Annotated in this window: 17 protein-coding genes and 2 riboswitches; of the genes, 13 read left to right on the forward strand and 4 right to left on the reverse strand. The window is 34.2% G+C overall.

Annotation, left to right across the window (positions count from 1 at the left end; all coding sequences use genetic code 11):
- The first annotated feature begins 32 nt into the window (after window positions 1-32).
- The 3 genes from MHI00_RS01670 (at window position 33) to MHI00_RS01680 (ending at window position 2,670) form a co-directional block, all read left to right on the forward strand.
- Complete coding sequence (locus MHI00_RS01670; protein WP_341110474.1) at window positions 33-230, forward strand: hypothetical protein; 198 nt, start codon at window positions 33-35, stop codon at window positions 228-230.
- Between the two features lie 183 nt (window positions 231-413).
- Window positions 414-1,712: a C40 family peptidase gene (locus tag MHI00_RS01675; protein WP_341110477.1), complete on the forward strand. Its 1,299-nt coding sequence runs from the start codon at window positions 414-416 to the stop codon at window positions 1,710-1,712.
- Window positions 1,713-1,836: 124 nt separating this feature from the next.
- Window positions 1,837-2,670 (forward strand): histidinol-phosphatase HisJ family protein, encoded by an 834-nt coding sequence (locus tag MHI00_RS01680; RefSeq protein ID WP_016356657.1) that lies wholly within the window; start codon window positions 1,837-1,839, stop codon window positions 2,668-2,670.
- Between the two features lie 44 nt (window positions 2,671-2,714).
- Here MHI00_RS01680 and mgtA read toward each other — a convergent pair whose 3' ends face one another.
- Window positions 2,715-5,387 (reverse strand): magnesium-translocating P-type ATPase, encoded by a 2,673-nt coding sequence (gene mgtA / locus MHI00_RS01685; RefSeq protein ID WP_317914515.1) that lies wholly within the window; start codon window positions 5,385-5,387, stop codon window positions 2,715-2,717.
- A 270-nt stretch (window positions 5,388-5,657) separates the two neighbouring features.
- Window positions 5,658-5,832: riboswitch (M-box (ykoK) riboswitch) on the reverse strand.
- 134 nt (window positions 5,833-5,966) lie between these two features.
- Window positions 5,967-6,164, reverse strand: coding sequence for a hypothetical protein (locus MHI00_RS01690; RefSeq protein WP_010053518.1), 198 nt, complete (start codon window positions 6,162-6,164; stop codon window positions 5,967-5,969).
- Window positions 6,165-6,385: 221 nt separating this feature from the next.
- Window positions 6,386-6,559: riboswitch (M-box (ykoK) riboswitch) on the reverse strand.
- Window positions 6,560-6,984: 425 nt separating this feature from the next.
- On the opposite strand from MHI00_RS01690, the gene MHI00_RS01695 reads away from it, so the two are divergent.
- Complete coding sequence (locus MHI00_RS01695; RefSeq protein ID WP_287429893.1) at window positions 6,985-8,565, forward strand: helix-turn-helix domain-containing protein; 1,581 nt, start codon at window positions 6,985-6,987, stop codon at window positions 8,563-8,565.
- Between the two features lie 272 nt (window positions 8,566-8,837).
- Here MHI00_RS01695 and MHI00_RS01700 read toward each other — a convergent pair whose 3' ends face one another.
- The gene (locus tag MHI00_RS01700; protein WP_015077636.1) at window positions 8,838-9,383 is read right to left on the reverse strand and encodes a biotin transporter BioY; all 546 of its coding nucleotides are present in this window, start codon (window positions 9,381-9,383) and stop codon (window positions 8,838-8,840) included.
- A gap of 394 nt (window positions 9,384-9,777) precedes the next feature.
- Here MHI00_RS01700 and MHI00_RS01705 point away from each other — a divergent pair, with 394 nt between their 5' ends.
- The 9 genes from MHI00_RS01705 (at window position 9,778) to MHI00_RS01745 (ending at window position 18,928) form a co-directional block, all read left to right on the forward strand.
- Entirely contained in the window at window positions 9,778-12,708 is a 2,931-nt protein-coding gene (locus MHI00_RS01705) for a pectate lyase-like adhesive domain-containing protein (RefSeq protein ID WP_341110491.1), read from the forward strand.
- Window positions 12,709-12,718: 10 nt separating this feature from the next.
- A complete protein-coding gene (locus MHI00_RS01710) occupies window positions 12,719-13,060 on the forward strand; it encodes an LPXTG cell wall anchor domain-containing protein (RefSeq protein WP_010053528.1) in 342 nt (113 codons plus the stop codon).
- Window positions 13,061-13,102: 42 nt separating this feature from the next.
- A complete protein-coding gene (locus MHI00_RS01715) occupies window positions 13,103-13,864 on the forward strand; it encodes a WxL domain-containing protein (RefSeq protein WP_201730651.1) in 762 nt (253 codons plus the stop codon).
- 176 nt (window positions 13,865-14,040) lie between these two features.
- Window positions 14,041-14,790 (forward strand): WxL domain-containing protein, encoded by a 750-nt coding sequence (locus tag MHI00_RS01720; RefSeq protein WP_015077632.1) that lies wholly within the window; start codon window positions 14,041-14,043, stop codon window positions 14,788-14,790.
- 93 nt (window positions 14,791-14,883) lie between these two features.
- Window positions 14,884-15,975: a DUF916 and DUF3324 domain-containing protein gene (locus tag MHI00_RS01725; RefSeq protein WP_332489507.1), complete on the forward strand. Its 1,092-nt coding sequence runs from the start codon at window positions 14,884-14,886 to the stop codon at window positions 15,973-15,975.
- Window positions 15,976-16,020: 45 nt separating this feature from the next.
- Complete coding sequence (locus tag MHI00_RS01730; protein ID WP_341110498.1) at window positions 16,021-17,511, forward strand: helix-turn-helix domain-containing protein; 1,491 nt, start codon at window positions 16,021-16,023, stop codon at window positions 17,509-17,511.
- Window positions 17,498-18,025 (forward strand): hypothetical protein, encoded by a 528-nt coding sequence (locus MHI00_RS01735; protein WP_341110499.1) that lies wholly within the window; start codon window positions 17,498-17,500, stop codon window positions 18,023-18,025. Before MHI00_RS01730 ends, MHI00_RS01735 begins: the two co-directional genes overlap by 14 nt.
- A gap of 66 nt (window positions 18,026-18,091) precedes the next feature.
- Window positions 18,092-18,253: an RNHCP domain-containing protein gene (locus MHI00_RS01740; RefSeq protein WP_318589415.1), complete on the forward strand. Its 162-nt coding sequence runs from the start codon at window positions 18,092-18,094 to the stop codon at window positions 18,251-18,253.
- Window positions 18,254-18,442: 189 nt separating this feature from the next.
- Window positions 18,443-18,928 carry a universal stress protein gene (locus MHI00_RS01745; protein ID WP_015077626.1) on the forward strand — a complete coding sequence of 162 codons (486 nt, stop codon included), beginning with the start codon at window positions 18,443-18,445 and terminating at the stop codon, window positions 18,926-18,928.
- Between the two features lie 81 nt (window positions 18,929-19,009).
- Here MHI00_RS01745 and MHI00_RS01750 read toward each other — a convergent pair whose 3' ends face one another.
- Window positions 19,010-19,378 (reverse strand): PaaI family thioesterase, encoded by a 369-nt coding sequence (locus MHI00_RS01750; protein WP_341110501.1) that lies wholly within the window; start codon window positions 19,376-19,378, stop codon window positions 19,010-19,012.
- Window positions 19,379-19,502: the final 124 nt, after the last annotated feature.

Genomic DNA, 19,502 nt, shown 5'->3' on the forward strand with positions numbered 1-19,502 from the left:
AGCTACTTATTTTAAACAAAGGAGTTGGATTTATGGAAGCTTTTCGTAAATTTATTCGGAAAAAGCGTTTAACTTTTTTTATTGGTAACTTTATTGCCGCTATTTTTATTGTTGCCATAGCTGATTTAGTTTTTGGAAGTCAGCCTACTATCATCCAGACAGTAGTCTACGCTTTTGTCATAGCAACGGCATTTAGTATTTTTTATAAACCAGATCAAAAGGATAAATAATATAAGATTGTACATTTTTACTGTGGATTTATCCGCAGTTTTTTTATTTTTTCTACACAAAGGTACAAATTAAATTCTTAAGATTAGTGGATAATAGCCTTTGCAGAAGCAATAAAAAAATACATATGCTATACTAATAAAGTAGTTGTACATAGATAATTAAACAAATCAGGAGGGGAAAAAATGCAGAAAAAAGCAATAAAATTAGTGGTACTTGGCTTATTGTCTACTTCCGTGCTTAATATGCCTTTAAGTGTTTGGGCAGATGAGCTGGATAATAAAATCACTTCACAAGAAACAAAAATTAATGAGGTTGCCCAACAAGAACAAAAAGTAGAGGCAGAATTGAAATCGGTCCAAACAGATATGGCAACAATAGAAAATACGGCGATTGAATTAGCAACAAAAGAAAAAGGGTTAAATCAAGATAAGCAACGGTTAAATGAAAATATTGAAAAATTAACGACAATCATCGATCAAAGAGAAGTTGAAATAGCTAATCAAGCTCGAGCAGCTCAAGTTAATGGCGATCCAGCTAATTATTTGCGAATGATTACAGAAGCTACTTCAATATCTGAAGTTTTAGGAAGAATTCATGCAGTCTGGACGCTAATTTCTGCAAATACATCTATTCTTAAAACACAAGAGCAAGACAAAAAATTGGTAGAAGCGAGCCAATTTGAAATTGATATGACCATTAAGAAACTAAATGAAACCATTTTAGCATCAGAGAAAAAGAAATCTGAGCTGCAAAATAAGCAATTGCAACAAGTTGTTTTACAAAGTGACTTAGCAGCAAGACGTAGTACAGAGGAAGAGCAAAAAAATAAATATATTGGCGAAAAAGAAGCGGCACAATTACAACAAGCTGAGAATGAGCGTTTGAAGAAAGTTGCAGATGAGCAAAAACTAGCTGAAGAAAAAGCTTTGGCTGCAGCAACTAACAAAAAAACGGAGGATGAAAAAGTTCAAGCATCTAACCCGACGCCTGTTAGTGTCGTAGAACCAGAAAAACCTTTGGAAGTAACCCCGCCGCCTGCACAACCTCCAGTACCAACACCCACACCGGATCCTCCAACGGTAGGGTTTAATGTACCAGCGTTATTAGCGGAGGCCCAGAAATGGATTGGAACACCTTATTCTTGGGGTGGTGGAAATACAAATGGTCCAAGTTTAGGTTTTGGGGAAGGTGCCAATACAGTCGGTTTTGATTGTTCAAGTTTTGTTCAATATGTCTTTGGGCGTTTGGGAATTGGCTTGCCACGAACTACCTATCAACAAGAATACCAAGGAACCTATTTAGAATTAAGTCAGCTTCAAGCTGGTGATTTAATCTTTTGGGGTGGTCGAGGATCGACCCATCATGTAGGGATTTATATGGGCGGGAACCAGTATATTCATGCACCTGAAACTGGTGACGTAGTGAAAATTTCGAGTGTTTCTTCCTATAATCCACCAAGTTTTGGTGTCCGTGTTCGATAAGATAAGCTCTAGCTAAAGTTATAAATCTATCAATGAACTAACCGAAAGACGGCTACTTACTTCTGATGACAAGTCAAAGGGAAGTAGCCCTATTTCTATTTGATACTGGAGGGGGAAAACGTTTATGGTGTATGCAGATTACCATGTTCATAGCGATTATAGTGATGATTCTTGGTATTTAATGGAAGATGTTGTAAAAGATGCCATTCAACTTGGTTTAGAAGAAATATGTTTTACTGATCATGTAGATTATGGCGTCAAACCAGATTGGCAGCCAGAAGATATATTTCAAATAGGAGCGAATAAAGAGGTTAAGAATGTTCACTATGACTTATATTTTTCTGAATTAGAAAGGTTGACCAAAAAATATGCAGATCAAATAAGAATAAAGACTGGCTTAGAATTTGGTATGCAAGTTCATACAATTGAGCCATTTGAAAAGCTTTACCACTCCCACTCTTTTGATTTTATTTTGCTATCAATCCATCAAATTGAAGATCAGGAATTTTGGTTAGGAGAGTTTCAAAAAGGACGTACTCATGAGGAAGTTTATGATTGTTATTATAATGAAATGTTGCAACTAGTGACTGCTTATCAAGATTATAGCGTACTCGCTCATATGGATTTAGTCAGACGTTATTTAGACAAGGAAGTTGATCTATTTCATTACAGTAAAGCTAAAATAGAAAAGATCCTTAAAATTGTGATTGCCAATAATAAAGGAATTGAACTAAATACCTCTTCGGAGCGCTATGAAATCAATGGTTTAACTCCTTCTATTGAAATTCTAAAACTGTATCATGAACTTGGTGGCAAGATTATTACAATCGGAAGTGATAGCCATAAGCCTGAACATTTAGCATGGAAAATCAAAGAATCGAAAGAATTGTTGAAAAGTATTGGTTATACACAGTTCTGTACCTTTGATAAGATGGAACCTATTTTTCATGATTTATAATAAAAAGCAGCTGAGAAATTTTCTCAGCTGCTTTTTTTAACGACTTAAAGCAATTCACCAAAGCGTTTAATATAGATTTTTTTCATAAAGGTTACTAAGGTTAGATAGGCGATAATCGTCAAGGCTAACCAACCAAAGAAGTTAAGTGGGAGTGGAACCATGCCCAAGTGAGCTCCTAAATTTGTATAAGGCAACACTGTTCCAACAGCAATTCCTAAACCTGTAACAGTGGTAACAATGAAAGATGCCCGACTTTGTAGGAACGGAACTTTTGGAGTCCGTAATGCATGAATGACTAATGTTTGAGACCAAAGTGATTCTACAAACCAACCAGCATTAAACAAAGCTGCAAAAATCAATTGTTTTTCAGGTGGAAGAGAGCTATAGCTTCCGCCTAAAACTTGTGGACAAATGACAAAGAACATTAACAGATATGTTGTAATATCAAAAACTGAACTTGTTGGACCAATCCATTTCATGAAAGATCCAATTGAAGAAGAATCCCATTTTCTAGGTTTTTCTAAATATTCTTTGTCGACATTATCCCAAGGAATTGAGATACATGAAATATCGTAAATTAAATTTAAAAAGAGAACTTGAATCGGTAAGATTGGTAAGAATGGTAGAAAAGCACTTCCGACTAAAACAGAGAACATGTTACCAAAATTAGAACTAGCTGTCATTTTAATATATTTAATGATATTTCCAAATATTTTACGACCAGAAATTAGCCCTTTTTCTAGAATTAATAAATCTTTTTCTAAAAGAATAACATCTGCTGATTCTTTAGCAATATCTACAGCTGTATCAACAGAGATTCCAACGTCAGCTTCTTTCATTGCAGAAGCATCGTTAATTCCATCGCCCATGAAACCAACTGTATGGTCATTATTACGCAATGTTTTTACAATCCGTGTTTTTTGTTGCGGAGATAGTTTCACAAAAATATTGTTTTCTTCAACTACCGCAGTTAGCTGCGCCTCGTCAAGCGAATCAATATCACTACCAAAAACAACATTTTTTACTTTAATCCCAACTTGTTTACAAACAGTTCGGGTGATTTTTTCGTTATCGCCTGTCAGAATTTTTACAGCTACTCCATTTTTAGCTAAGGCTTCAAGTGCGGGTTTTGTTGTTTCTTTTGGTGGATCGAGGAAAGCTAGATAGCCCATTAGCACCATATCTGACTCATCTTTAACTGAAAATTCACCAATTGCTGCTGGATTCGTTTTTTGAGAGATAGCGATAACGCGTAAACCATCCTCATTTAGATCATCAACAGTTTTCAATATTTTATTTTTTAGAGTCTCAGTCAAAACGGTGACTTCGCCCATATATTCTACATGAGAAGAAATACTCAACATTTCTTCAACGGCACCTTTAGTAATCATTTGTGTTTTCCCATCTTGGTTTCGAATCACGACACTCATCCGTCTGCGATTAAAATCAAAAGGAATTTCATCTATTTTTTCGTATTCATTAATGGGAATGTTTAGTTCATTTTGACTTGCTTCGATAATCGCTAAATCCATTAAATTTTTAAGACCTGTTTGGTAATAGCTATTGAAGAAAGCATGTTTTAGAACACGATCATTTTCTTTACCTAAGACATCTAAATGATACTCTAAGACAATTTTGTCTTGTGTTAATGTTCCTGTTTTATCAGTACAAAGCACATCAATTGCACCAAAATTTTGAATAGAGTTGATATTTTTTATGATAGTTCCTTCTTTAGCCATGGAAAGAGTTCCTTTGACTAAGTTTGTTGTTACAATCATGGGCAACATTTCAGGTGTTAAGCCTACTGCGACTGATAAACCAAATAAGAAAGCTTCTAACCAATCGCCTTTTGTTAAACCGTTAATAATAAAGACAGCTGGTGCCATTAGCGCCATAAAACGAATCAATAACCAAGAAACAGAATTAATCCCTTTTTCAAAACTAGTATCACCTTTTTTTCTTGAAACATCATGGGCAATACGGCCAAATTGCGTATAAGGGCCGACTGCAATAACGATGCCCATTGCTGAACCACTCACAACATTGCTGCCCATAAAAGCTACATTTTCATAGTCCATCACGTTGGAATTTTTTGTGTTCGGAGCTAAATCAATTTCATATTTTTCAACAGGATTGCTTTCACCTGTCATGGCAGCTTGGCTAATAAATAAGTCTTTTGATTTCAAAATTCGGATATCAGCTGGTATCATATCTCCAGCTGATAGGTGAACGATATCCCCGCAAACTAATTCTTCCATTGGGATTTCAGTTTTCCCGCTAGTGCGTCTAGTTACTGTCGCAGTCACTTTAACCATGGTTCTTAGCTTTTCAGCTGCATTGGTTGAACGAACGGATTGAACAAAAGTTAATAAACCACTGATTGTCACCATTGTAACGATGATGATTACTCCTGTTAAATCTTTATCTGCTGGAGCAGCAATCCAATAATCCGTAACAAATGAGATGGCAGCAAGTAGTAATAAAACAAGTGTAAAAGGATTGATGAAAGCTCGTACAAGTTTAGCTGGAATGGATTCAGGTTTTTCATGCTGAATTTCATTGCTACCATATTTTTTACGCGCTGTTAGAACCTCATTTGTATTTAATCCATCTAGTGATGAACTAAAGTGATCGACCACCTTTTTACGATGAGAGGTTGCTGCAAATTTATAAATTTGATCGGTTACTTTATAGTTGATTGTTTTCTTTTTAGCCATTGAAATAGCCTCCTTTTTATAGACGATGAAACAAATTGTCCGTTGTCTCATCAAGAATGAATCGCAACTTAAATGAGCAACGATTATTTTTCTTTTCGTTTGATGAATAAATACCAAGTGATAAGTGCGGTTAGATAAAATCCCAAAATCCTAAAAATGGTTTCCATAATTTCAACCAACTTTCCTTAGGGAATAGAGCAATTTGAATGGAATTTAAGCAATAGAAAAAGCCTTTTGTTGCATGAAGGCGCAACAAAAGGCTCGTTAAATAAGAGTTACCTTCGTTGAGCTTTAGCACTATATAACGTAAAAAACGAACACATCGTTTTTAGCTACCTTATGGAAAGCCTTAATTCGACAATCCCTGTTCTACCCATTGGCATCTTTCGATATTTTTGGGCAGTAGCCTATGTTTATATAGGAGCCTCACCTAACAGTACCGATTTTAAATCGGCAAATATATAATTGTTTAATTGATTTAAAATGGTCAACTAATCATATTGCTTGATTCATTGACTAGTCTATCATGCTAGAAAGCGAGGACTAAATAGCATGAGGCTAGCCTAATAAATTAAAAGCTCATAGCCAAGATAACTTCTCTTGTTTTTTAGCTGTTTTAAAATAAAAGTTTTTTGTTTGTTTATCATAGTAGTACAGTTGCTTTTGTCCGTTATCGGCTACATAAATAAAATATTTACATTTAGAAGTTTCGTAGCTTTTGATATTTTTAATTCCATAAAAACGAACAAAGCGCACAATTTCTTGTGTGTAATCCATATCTTTCACGTCCTAACTAATGGCACTTAGTTAGTTTTATTGATAGTCAAAAATTGGGAGGTTATCCCAACTTGATTCGCACTAGTGCCATCTTTATTTTGTTGTCGATCCAATTGTTTACCTCCACCAATCTGTTGACTTAAATTATCTTATCGAATTGTGTATGAAGCTAGCTGGGCATAAAAAAGCCCTCATCTAGGGTAGACGAGGGCAACAAAAATAAATCTACCACTCGTCGAGTTTTAGCACTATGCAACGTAAAAAGTATCATTCTACTTTTAGCCATCTTATGGAAAGCCTTAATCCGACAATCCCTGTTCTACCCATTGGCATCTTTCGATGTTTTTGGGCAATGGCCTATATTTGCATAGGAGCCTCACCTAACTGGTAACACTTTAATTAATCGTTCTGATGTATCAACGGGTTCATTGTAGCACCCTATTCAGAAAATGACAACCCCTAAAAATTAAGTGAACTGTCTGGAAAGTTGAATAACAAATCGTTTTAAAGCTGAAAAGATGATTAAATCAGCGTTTATTTCCTTAATAGAAAATTAATTTTAAAACAAGAATAGAGTGGGACTTAATTCTAGATATAAGAACTGACATTTATACTGTTAGAATTAAACAAGTTGGTTTTTTAAAGATTCATTAATTGTGAAAAATAAAATTTTAATGCGTTATTTTAAACGTGAATCTAACGAATTTAAGGCAGTGTTTTAATAAATTAAATCAGTCGCTAGGTAGGTTAGTTATAAGCTTATATCTATTGTTAATTAGAGTGTTTACCAGTCGAATTTGCTTGTTTTAATAGAGGCGGAATGTTAAAATGGGGGCGAATTCAAAAATGGGAGTGTAAATGTTTTTATTTGTTATTTTTATATAAAAAGGGGATGGGGTATATGTATAATTTTTTAAATAATGAAGCGAATAGAAAGTTGAAGTTTATTGAAATACTCCATCGACAGGATGATTGGATCACCCTTTCTAAGATTGCAGAAGAGTTGGACTGTTCGGATAAAATATTACGCAGTGACATTAAGAAAATAAATATTGATTTTAGTCCATTTATGATTATTTCTTCTCCAAATGGTGTGCTATTAGAATATCCTCACACTATCAATATTGAATATATTTACAGTAAAACGTTAAGAACTAGTATAGAATATCAAGTTATAGAACATTTGTTTTTAAACCCAGGAATTACTATTACAGAATTATCGGAAATTCTCTATACTAGTGAGCCAGGTTTGAGAAGAAAAATCAAAGCATTATCTAGACAAACAGAGGAATCAGGTTTTAATATTGAGATTATAGATAGCCACTGCAACCTAGTAGGTGAAGAAGCACAGGTTCGTAATTTTTTAGTCTATTATTTTTTTGAGAAAATGTATTATGAGGATGCACCATTTAGCTCTACTGAACGTCAAGTAGTCGGGAAAATAATGGATTATTTTGAAAAAGAGTATAATAGAAGTTATGGAATGGATGCAAGAAAAGAGATGGAAAATTATCTGATCATTTCTTTAAGAAGAGTTTTGAATGGAAGGAATTTACTCACAGAGGATATACGAAGAAAGAATGTAGCAATCCGTTATTCATTGTCCTTTGTAGGGATACTAGAGGACTCTTTTTTAAAACGTGAATTTTTCCACGTGTTTAAAATAGAATTAAATCAATCCTTATTGGAAGAAATTACCTGTGTTTTTACGACATATCAATTTTCTTTACCAAATCGAGGTCCGAAATTTGATGAAAAAGCATTTTTTCAAGGTCTTGGGGCAAATATCGGAGAGCGAATTATTCAAATGTCGAAAGATTTACAAATTCCATTATATAATATAGAAGATATTCTTAAACGAGTAGCAGTAGATTTGGCAATTTATGTTGGTCCGCTTTTTGTTTTACATGATCGCAATAAGTTATTTGTTTCTAGATTAGAGCGTAATTATCCTGCATTTATTCAGTATTTAAAGCAATCAATTAACAGCTTTGGTGAAAAATATGATAATGAATTCGAAGAATCTTTAATAAACCAATTAATTTTTTCTACAGTGATTGAATGGAAAGGTCTTTTGACTCATTTAAATAATTATCATGCAAAAGTAAAAGTCAGCTTACTAGTAGATGGTTCAATAGAATTTGCGAACTATTTAGCTGCATTGATTGAGCATCAACTGGGACAAAAACTTGATATCGCTTATATCTTTAATAAACAAACTAAAAATCAGCAAAGTGAAATTGAAAAAAGTCAATTGTTGGTAACGACAATTTCAGAATATGATTCTCATGGTGTTCCTTCTATATGTATTGATCGTAATCCAAGTTTGAATGATTTAAAGCATATTAAATCTTTGATTGAAGAGATTACTAAAGAAGAATTTAATCAAAGATTAGCTTAAACGTATCAATATAAACGAATTTGAAGATTGTGTTAGAGTAAATAAAGAAAATAGCAAAAGGCAGCTAAGGAGGAAACTCTTTGGCTGCCTTTTGTGTTAGTAGTGAAGGAAGAGGAGTTCTATTTTTAATTTTTGGTAGTAAGAAATTTTTCATATTACGTAGATAAAAAAATTTCTAGACCTCCGGTAAAAATTGAAAACACAGGTTTAAAATTCCATACTATACTAGTATTTGTAAAGCAATAAGGGAACAGGAAAGTGTTGACTGACTGTTAATCTGTTAAGTAGGAGCCTTTAGCCAGTCTTCTACGAATAGCAATTCCACAAAATGCTGCTAGTAGAGCTTTAAGAATACCAGGAATAATAAAAGGTATAAAACCACCTGTAAAAGCTGCTTGCCAGTCGAGGCCAGTTCCGTATTTTAACCAAATTGTTCCAAAAAGTAGTGTAATAAGTGCTCCCGCTAAGTTAGCAAGTATTCCCCAGGGTAAATTAAACTTCGTTTTTTCTAAAATCCATCCTGTAGCTAAAGCATTAAAAATAAATCCAATCAAAAAACCACCAGTTGGTCCTAGCAAGGCGCTAATCCCTGCGGAAAAACCAGCAAAAACAGGAACTCCAATTAATCCCATCAATAGATAAATACAGACAGCAATCATACTGTTCCATCCACCTAGAATAGTAGCAGCTAAACCAACGGCAAAAGTTTGCCCTGTTAAAGGGATAGGACCTAATGGAATGGTAATTTGAGCAATAATGGCAATGATTACGGCGAATTGTGCATTCAGAATCATTTGTTTTAATTTCGTTGTTTGCATGAGAGCATCCTCTTTTCTGTTAACTTGTTTGTTTTTAAAGGTTAACAGAAATTCAAGGATAATGCAACAGAAAATAAGAATTTAATGGAGAACTACATGTATACTAGGAAAAATTATGGTCAAACAGTCATTGATATCTAGATAGCTAAAATGACTTCTTAACGTAGTCATTTTTGAGATGTGGAGTATTGCGTAAGAAAGTATAGTAGAGATAGGTTAAAAATAAGAAATAAATTTCTTGCACATTATAAATAAAAAGGTATGGAGGCTACTATGAATCAACTATTTTTTCAGAAAATTAGTAAGTTTTTGAAAAAAATAAAACAGTTACGACGAAAGCTTCATGATATTATTTGCTTCATGAGTAGAAATATAATTGGAGGGAGGTGAGAATTTGAACAAAACTTATAGGAATAAAAAAGGTATCATCATTGGATTAATGGTGGCATTACTGAGCGTGACGGTTTTTCAAATCAATAGTATGGACATAGGGGTCTTCTTTCAAAAAGAAGGAGTTCAAGCAGATGAAAGTATGTCGTTACAAGTAGTAGAGTCAACTATATTAAAAGATACACCTATTCAAATTAACTTAAAAGGCTTGCCAACAACTAAACTTGAAGAAAATACAGAAGTTTTAGAAACAGTTATTACAATGGCTTTACCAGAAGGTTTGGTTTTTAATCAAGATGAAACAGAATGGTTAAACGCAGAAAATCCATATATTACAGTGAATTTTAATCAGGATGCGCAACAAATTGAAATAACAATTCTAAATTCGGAAAATGAAGCTGAAAAAATAGATTCTGTACCTTTAAGCTTAAGTGGCTCAGTTGCTGGAAGTTATGAAATAAAGGCGCAATCTACGTATCAAGGGCAAGATTTTGGGTCAAACACATTAATGTTAGAAGTCCAAGTAGCTAATTTGGAAGAAGAAACTAAAGCTGAATTAGAGTCACCAGAAGAACTAAATTCAGAAGAAGCGTTATCAACAGATCAACCAGTTTCAGATTCTTCAATAGAACAGTCAGCTATGCCAGAAAATCGTGGGGTGGCAAGAGCTGTTGGTGAAATTGATGTAAATAGTTGGGATAGTTTTGCGAATGCAATGAAGGATACAAGTATTTCAAAAATTAACTTAACGGCTAGTTTTGCAAATACCAGAACAGCTGGTGAGGGTGATCCCAATAATTTAGCAACAACGCAAATTACTAGAGATATTGAAATTAATGGAAATGGATTTCGAATTGATTTTCAAGGAACTTCTATTTGGTTAGGAGAAACCGGAACTGCTAGACCTACTTTTCATATGCATGACATTGTACTCGCTCAAAGATACGCAGGAGGCTACTCCGAGGACATTGTCGGGTCACGTTTAGTTGGAGGTTATACAGGGAAATGGAACTATCGGTTTGGAAATGTAACAACAGAAGCCAGTGTACAACGATTAGCTCGTGCTACCTATGCTCAAGTAACTATCTATGGAAATATGGATTTAAACACTCGGGCAGAAAACTTTTACACAGGTAGTTTTATTATGGAACCTGGCACTAATTACAAGGGTAATGTAAATTATTATGACTTCTCAGTAGTTTGGTACAATTTAGCTGCTAGAGCTGGAGATACAGGTCAGTCAAGAGAATTTACAGTTGGAGCAGATTCGAAAGTGCGTATGAGTCAAACACAAACATCGGGTGTCTCTTATCCTGCCGTGTATCAATATTATCAAGCGATGACGATTGGAGAAAATGTAGTCTTTAATGTGGCAATGCCTGGAAATGCTGTGCGTTTTGATGCACCAAACTCTAGTTTTACTGCTAAAAAAGGTTCGATTGTTAATTTAACAAGTAAACGAGACTCGGGTGCTGTTGTTTCTTACAATACAACAAATAGTACCTTTAAGACAGAACCAGGGGCTTACTTTTATACAATTGGTAAAAGTAATACAGCGTTGATTAACATCAGTAGTGGATCAAATAATTCACTAGATATTCAACAACCAGCTCAATACGATATTCGAAATTTAGCAACATCCGCATCTTCATATGCAGTTGGAATCAATTATGCAACAAATAAAATGTCTATTACAGACTCAGACATTGATTTATGGAAAATGGGTGTAGATGTCGCAGGTCCATCCTCATTAACCTACGCTAAAGTCGGTAGCTTAACGGCTTCTGGAGCACCCAATAGTCAGGTTGTTGCTTCAACTGATGCAGATTTGAAAGCCAATTTTAAAACAAATTTATTCCGCCGGATTGCCGGCATGAATCAACTACCAGAAGTTGAGTTTACAGAAGTAACAGATGCTGATTTAACGGTTAAATCCCGTGTGAAAATAGGAATGGTTCCGGATAATAATGGGGCAGATGAAACAGGTCACGTTAATTATGTACCTGTATATGCTTCAGCAGGGCAAGCAACTGTGACAATTACAGATCCAGCGAATGGGCTAAGTTATGCTAATTTACCTACGGATGCAAATGGTTATGTGCGCTATACAGTGCCTGATTTTTATCAAGCAGGCACAAAATTAACAGCAACAGCTATTCGAGGACCCTATGAGAGTGAAGAATTAGCTGAAACGACGGTCATTGATAAAACACCGCCTACTCCAGCTGAAGTGACAAGTCGTATTTCTCCATTTACAACTGTTTTTACTGGGATAAATGGAGAACCAGGTGCAACTCTTTATTACACATTGAATGGTACAACTGTACCAGGTAGCACAGTAGTAAAAGAAGATGGAACATGGGAAATTCCAGCACCAGAAACGAAACTTGTTCTTGGAAATGTACTGCAATTTATTTTGACAGATACTGAAGGCAATGCAAATCCATTAGTTGACACAGTTTTTCATGATGCAACGTTTAAGGCGGCAACAAAAGTAACTGTAGCAGATGGTGAATTGGCCTTTCTATCAGCTCCGACAAAACTTTCTTTTGGAGAAGAGTTGAAAGTGAGTGCTAAAGAACAAACCTATCCATTAGAAAATTTAGAAGGTCAACTGAAAGTTCAAGATACCCGAGCAGTTAAAGGTTCGTGGACATTAACAGCTAAAGTTGACAAGGTTTTGACAAGTGGAACAGGGCATACCTTGCCAAATGCAATACGTCATAGTTTAGGTGGAAACACAACAGTATTAAGTGATGTTAGCACAAAAATTTATCAACATACGAATACAGATGAAGCACCATTTTCTGTTTCTGATACATGGACTCCAGAAGGCGACGGTTTATCCTTAACTGTACCTGCAGGAGCTGCTCGTAGTGAAAGTTACGAAGGAACTATTTTATGGACCTTACAAAATACACCGGATGGAGAATAGGGGTGTCAAAATGAAAAGAAAGCAACCAGTTATTGCTGCGTTTATTATTTTTGTTTTTTGCTTGGCTACTCCAATCTATTCGAATGCAGAAGGCCAAGATAATGAATACCAGAGTAATGGAGATATTAGTTTTTATGGGGAGTACATTCCTTTAACAGAAGAAGAAAAAGAAGCTAATAAAGAACTTCCACAAACAACCAAAGATAAAATTATATATGCACCACTAAACCAAGGTACTGTAAATCAAAAGTATACATTGCCACAAACAGGTGAACAGTTGCCCATCAATATGATGATAACTGGTTTTGTTCTATTAGGACTAGCCTATATAGTTAGGAAACAAAAAATTTAACGAAAATAGTGAAATTAGCAGCATAAAATAGGGGGAAAAGAAATGAAAACAACAAAATTTATCGCATTATCAGCAATTGTATTAACAACATTAGTGAACGTGGCTCCAGCATTGGCTGCCGAAGATAAAACATATACTTCAAATGGGATTGTAGAATTTGTTCCAAGTACAGATCCAACATTACCGGTTGATCCAACTGATCCAGACCCGACAAATCCTGTCGTTCCAATTGATCCAACTGATCCAGAAGGACCAGAACCAGGAACAAATGGCCCATTGAGTATTGATTATGCTTCAAGTTTGGATTTTGGTAAAAATAAAATAACAAATAAAGACGAAGTTTATTATGCAAATGCCCAAGAATTAACGAATGGAAAATTTGTACCAAACTATGTTCAAGTATCTGATAACCGTGGAACTAATACAGGTTGGGCTTTAACTGTGAAACAAGAAGGTCAATTTGAGAATAAAACAACACAGCATAAAGTCCTAACTGGATCAGTCATTAAATTATCAAATGGAGTAGCTGCTAGTAATCAAATAGATGTTACGGCTCCGCTAAGTCCAAGTATTGAATTAGATGCATCAGGAGCAGCTTCAAATGTTATGACTGCTGCAAATGAGACGGGTTCAGGTACTTGGGTTGATCGTTTTGGAACAGTAACTGCTGAAGAAGTTGAAGGCGAAACTGTTCAAAAAAATAAAGCTATTTCACTAGAAGTTCCAGGAAGCACGCCAAAAGATGCAGTTAAATATTCAACTCAATTAACGTGGACACTAACAGATACACCAATCAACGAATAATTTCTATTTTAGTGAGGCTTTATTGCCTAATGAACATACGCATTTTTTCCATCTAACGTAGTCAAATTGACGATGTGAGTGGTTGAAAAAGTATGTAGAATTATAAGTGTAGACCAGCGCTACAGAATTTAAAAAAATCAGACAAAAAATAAAACAATAGGGGAGAACAAAAAATTATGAAAACGACTAAATTTATTACTACAGGGGCAGTTCTTATCAGTGCAGTTATTCTTGGAGGAAGCATCGCGTCTGCAGCACCCGGAGATATTACTCAAAATTATAAGTCAGATACAATCGTTAAATTTGCACCAAGTGAAGATATCACAAATCCTGTCGATCCAACAAATCCAGGAGAAGTAATTGAACCAGTTGACCCAACTGATCCAGATAAAGAAATTGAGCCTGGAACTGCTGGACCACTAAGTTTAGATTATGCATCAGCATTTTACTTTGGTGAGAATAAGATTACTTCAAAAGACGAGGTTTACTATGCAGTAGCTCAAAAATTAAAAGATGGATCAGATCGTCCCAACTATGTTCAGGTGACAGATAACCGTGGAACGGAAGCTGGTTGGTCATTACAAGTAAAACAAGATGGTCAATTTATGTCAGAATCTAATCGTGAATTAGTCGGAGCAATGATTAGCTTTACAAATGGTCAACTTGATACAATCTCTACTTCTGCTACCCCATCATTTACAAAACCAAGCTTTGATTTAACTGTTGCCGGTACTGGAGTTGCAGAAAATATCGTCTCAGCTAAAGATGGTGAAGGAGCAGGAACTTTTGTTTACCGCTTTGGAACAGATGCAACAAAAGCTAACAGTGTTAGTTTATCTGTACCAGGAACAACAACAAAATTAGCAGAAACTTATGCAACAACATTAACTTGGACTCTAACAGATGTTCCAGCAAACGAAATCTAAAAACAACTAACTAATTAAGACATATTATATTCTGGAAGCATCGATAAGTAAATTTGTCGGTGCTTTCAATCTGATGAAAAGGAGATCGTAATAATGAAAAAATATACAAAACTGATTATTTTTATGGTGGCACTATTAACAACTAGCACATTTTTGATACCTAAGGTGAATGCTTCAGAGTTGAATTTTTCAGTAGAACCTATTATTCCTGCAAATCAACGAGATCAAAAGAAGACATATTTTGATTTGAAAATGGAAGCAGGCGCAAGCCAAACGATTGAAATCAATCTGAGAAATGACACAAAAAATGATGTGATTATTCAGCCTCGTGTGAATAGCGCACTCACCAATATCAAAGGCGTTGTTGAATATGGCGAGTTGCCTGAAAAACAAGATAGTACATTGATTCATAATTTAAATGATATTGTGACTGTTGTAGATGAAGTGATTGTGCCAGCTGAAAGTCATGTCCGTCTCCCTCTGACGATTGATATGCCAAAAGAAGAATTTGATGGAATCTTAGCAGGTGGGATTACGCTTCAAGAAAAACAAACAGATACTGATACGAACAAGAAAGGTGAGCAAGGATTATCTATTCAAAATCGTTATGCGTATGTAGTTGCGTTGGTATTAAATGAAAATGACAACGAAATTGTGCCTGAATTAGAATTGAATGAAATTGCAGCAGCACAAGTAAATGCCCGAAATGTGATCAATGCGAATTTGCAAAATATCACAGCTATGTATGTAAATCAATTGTCTGTAAATGCAAAAATCACGCGTCAAGGTCAAAGTGAAGTTCTCTATAAATCCACTAGTGAAGGTATGCAAATGGCACCTAATTCAAACTTTAACTATCCGATTTCTTTAGATGGAGCTAAATTAGAAGCAGGAAAATACACACTAGAAATGACAGCAGAGTCAAAAGGGAAAACATGGCACTGGAAAGAAAACTTCACAATTGATGGTGAGACAGCCAACAAATTAAACAAAACTGATGTAACAATTGAGAACAATTCGAATTGGATTTATATTTTAATCGGAGTGAGTTTAATTTTAGTCGCTTTGATTTTATGGTTTATTTTATGGAAACGTAAGAAGAAAAAAGAAGAAGAAGCACGTAAAAAAGAACTAGCTGCTAGAAAGCGCAAAAAGAAAAAAAGTGTAAAAACTGAAAAAAAGTAAACTTTAATTAGTAAATAGATAAAATCAGCATGAAATGGAGGAAGAATGGAGTTGACTGTATTTTTAGAAAAACAAGATATACGTAAAATTGGATTATTTAAATTTTTGGAAGCCAGTTACCAACAACGAGCAACATTTAGTGATATATCAGAAAATCTAAATATCTCCGACTTTATTTTATTGAATACAGTTGATGAATTAACAAGAGATATTGAGGCAAACCAATTAACTGATTGTTTTAAACTGGAAAAAACAGAAAAACATATTATTCTAAAAAAATCAGGAAAAGCATCAGTACAGGTGTTAGCTTGGCTTTATTTAAAAAAATCCCATTCTTTTAAAATTTTAGATGAAATTTATCGAGGTACATTTACAAATATAGCGAGCTATTCAGAAAGTAACTTTGTCAGCTATACAAGTGTTTATAATCGTATTCAGGAGTTAAAGAAAATTTTACGTAGTTATGAAATTGAACTATCTTCAAGATTTAAACTGATTGGCGATGAAATGAAAATTAGAATGTATTTTTATCAAGTGTACTATGAACGTTTTAATCGAATTGAGTTTCCATTTGAGCCTAAAAAGAAAGAAGTAAACATGCTTTTTATTCAGCAGTTAGAAGAACAACTAGAGCATTCTTTTTCAGAAGTAGATAAAGCAAAATTAGATTTTTTTCTTGCAGTTAATTTAAATCGAATTCAGCAAGGAACAGATTTGCATAGTAGCACTGTGGAACGTAAAAAAATAAATGTCCAACTATTTTTGCCGATTTACGAAAAAATTCAAGGATTTTTAATGGAACAAGTTCATCTAATAAACCAAAATCATTTGATTAGCGAATCAAAATTTATTTTAGCATTCTTAATTAGTGAGAATATGCTTTCTTTGAACCAAAAGCGGCTAGAACCTTTAATAAAAAATGAGCAGCTAACCGACTTTTTTTTGGAAGAATTCAGTACATTTTTTGAAAATAAAGTTGAAAAAAGCTATTTGAATCACCTGAAAAGTGAGTTAATGATTTTGCATTTTAAAGTTCTTTATTTTGAAAAAATAGGTGGAATTTTTGAAGATGTTATGAGTTCTAACTTCATTAAAGAAAATTATTTAGATGCTTTTCTTTTTTGTCAACAATTTATAAAAACAGGAGGGGGAAATAAGAAATTTAAATCAATTAATAAAAATAGTGACTTTTTATTTCGACACTATTTATTTTTAATAATAGAAGTGTTCCCACCTGATTTTTTCATGAAATCAATCAAGATTTATATTGATTTTTCGCTAGGGAAACATTACAATAGCATGGTTTCTGCGAATGTTAAAACATTTAGTTTTTTAAATATAGAAGTGATAGATGAAATGAATCAAGGCACAGATTTGGTCTTGTCAGATTATTATTTTGCGGACAAAAGAAAAAATTGCGACTATTTAGTTTGGAATGTACTTCCAACTCCAGCTGACTGGGCAAATCTAGGTGCACATTTGACAAAAATAAAAAGAAATAGAGAAGCTGAGGTGAATTTGGATGAGACAACATAAACATGAACTAGGTTTATTAAAAGATGTTTTAGTGTTTAGTAGCATCTTAGTAACCTTAGGGAGTGTAAATGAGGTATTAGGAGCTGAACAAAATCAAATTCAAGCTAGTGATAATCAAACACATTTCTTAGTCGTTCATCCAGTGGATCCATTGAATCCAGGAATTGAGGCTACACCAGTCCCTCCTACAATGGAAGACACAAAACCAAGTAATAGTCAGGATACAGGTGAAATAAATGCACTTGTTGTTGAGGACGATTTGGATTTACCAGATGGCAGTCAAAAAATCTTAATTGAGGATTCTTCAGAAAAAAGCTCAACAAATCAAGAGGATGACGAAAAGGAACACTTTCCATTCTCACACGGAATGTCTAACCTGGAAGTGATCACGTTAGATCCTTTTAATAATTTTTCTGGTGGGAACGATGACGACTCGGAGGAACCATCTTATTTAGAAGAGGTTTTTTCGAATCTTTCAGGAATCATGTTATTTGGTACGGCTCCTAATCAGTAAATGAAAAATAGTTAATTTAGAAAGTAAAAAGATAGAAAATGAAAGTCTAAGTGTTTTGGTTGTACAATAAAAATGAAACCGATTAGTTATCGATATAAATTAAAAAAAGGATGTCAAATTGAACATTGTTGTTTAGATTGTGGCAAGATACAGTTGAATAAAATAGCAGAAGATACGATTGCTGAAGATCAATTTATAAACTTTATCAAAGGTATGTTATTCAATTAAATCGAAAATGTCTTCAGATAGGCTCTTAAATAGCATTGATCTATCTGAAGTTTTTTGGTGCAACTAAGAGTGGTTAAATTTGCAAAAGATTAAAAAAACAATTAAGATAAAATTATAAGTTAGTCATTATTTAAATTATATGTGATGAATAAAATGGAAGCGTTTTTAAATCGAAAGAGGGGGATGTATATGTTATCACGGTATAAAAATATTTTAGTTGCAGTAGACGGATCGAAAAATGCTCAATTGGCTTTTCAACAGGCTGTGGAAATTGCTCTAGAACAAGAAAAAGCGACATTATATGTTTTAGAAGTAGTGGATAATCAAACACATTTTGTGGCACCGCCAATGCTGAATAGTCAAACACAAACGTATTCACCAGAAGCTGTTGAGATGTTTCAAGAAGTTGTTCAAAAAGAGGTGGAATGGGTTGAAAATGAAGTTCATGAACTTGTGGAGGAAGCAAAAAGAAAAGGTGTTCTAAATGCCGTGGCAGTCGTGACTACAGGAAATCATAAACATGCAATTGCCCATACGATTCCGACAGAAAAAAAGATTGATTTACTCATCATTGGAGCGACAGGTAAAGGCAGAATTAAAAGTGCTATTTTAGGAACAACAACCAGTTATGTTGTCCAACATGCACCATGTAATGTGCTAGTTGTGAAAGAGTAATAAAAATAGATAAGATGGAGTTTCATTTTTAATGAAGCTCCATTTTTTTGGAGATCTATATAAGAATGTTTATTCAGTAGCTTAAAGTTCTTGAATAAATAAAGTGCAACGTCCAGCGCTAACTAATTTTTTTTGTTCGTTTGTTATTTTAATCTCCCAAACTTGGGTCTTTTTACCAATGTGTAAGGGCGTTGCGACAGCTATAATTGTCCCATTTGGTACAGCTCGTAAATGGTTTAAGTTTAATTCTAACCCAACTGCAACTTCTTTCGTTGTATCTAGTTGTGCATTTGCTCCTAAACTAGCCGCAGTTTCAGCTAAAACAGCGGATATTCCACCGTGCATAATACCATGTGGTTGTTTGTGTTGTTCTTCAATTGTGAGCTCTAGTTCAACAGAATCTTTGGAAATATTCTTGTAGTGAATCCCCAGATGGTCCATTAATGTCATTTAGAAAACTCCTTTTTTGGGTTATTTTTTAGTTTGTACCTTAAATTTAACATAATTTGAAGAAAATAGGGGCAGAAAGCAAGTAATTTTTGTTAAAATGGGTTAAACTAGTAATGTGAATTTA

Origin of the sequence: Carnobacterium sp. FSL E2-0243, from assembly GCF_038003605.1 — a bacterium.
In the GTDB taxonomy this organism is placed as follows: Bacteria; Bacillota; Bacilli; order Lactobacillales; family Carnobacteriaceae; genus Carnobacterium; species Carnobacterium maltaromaticum.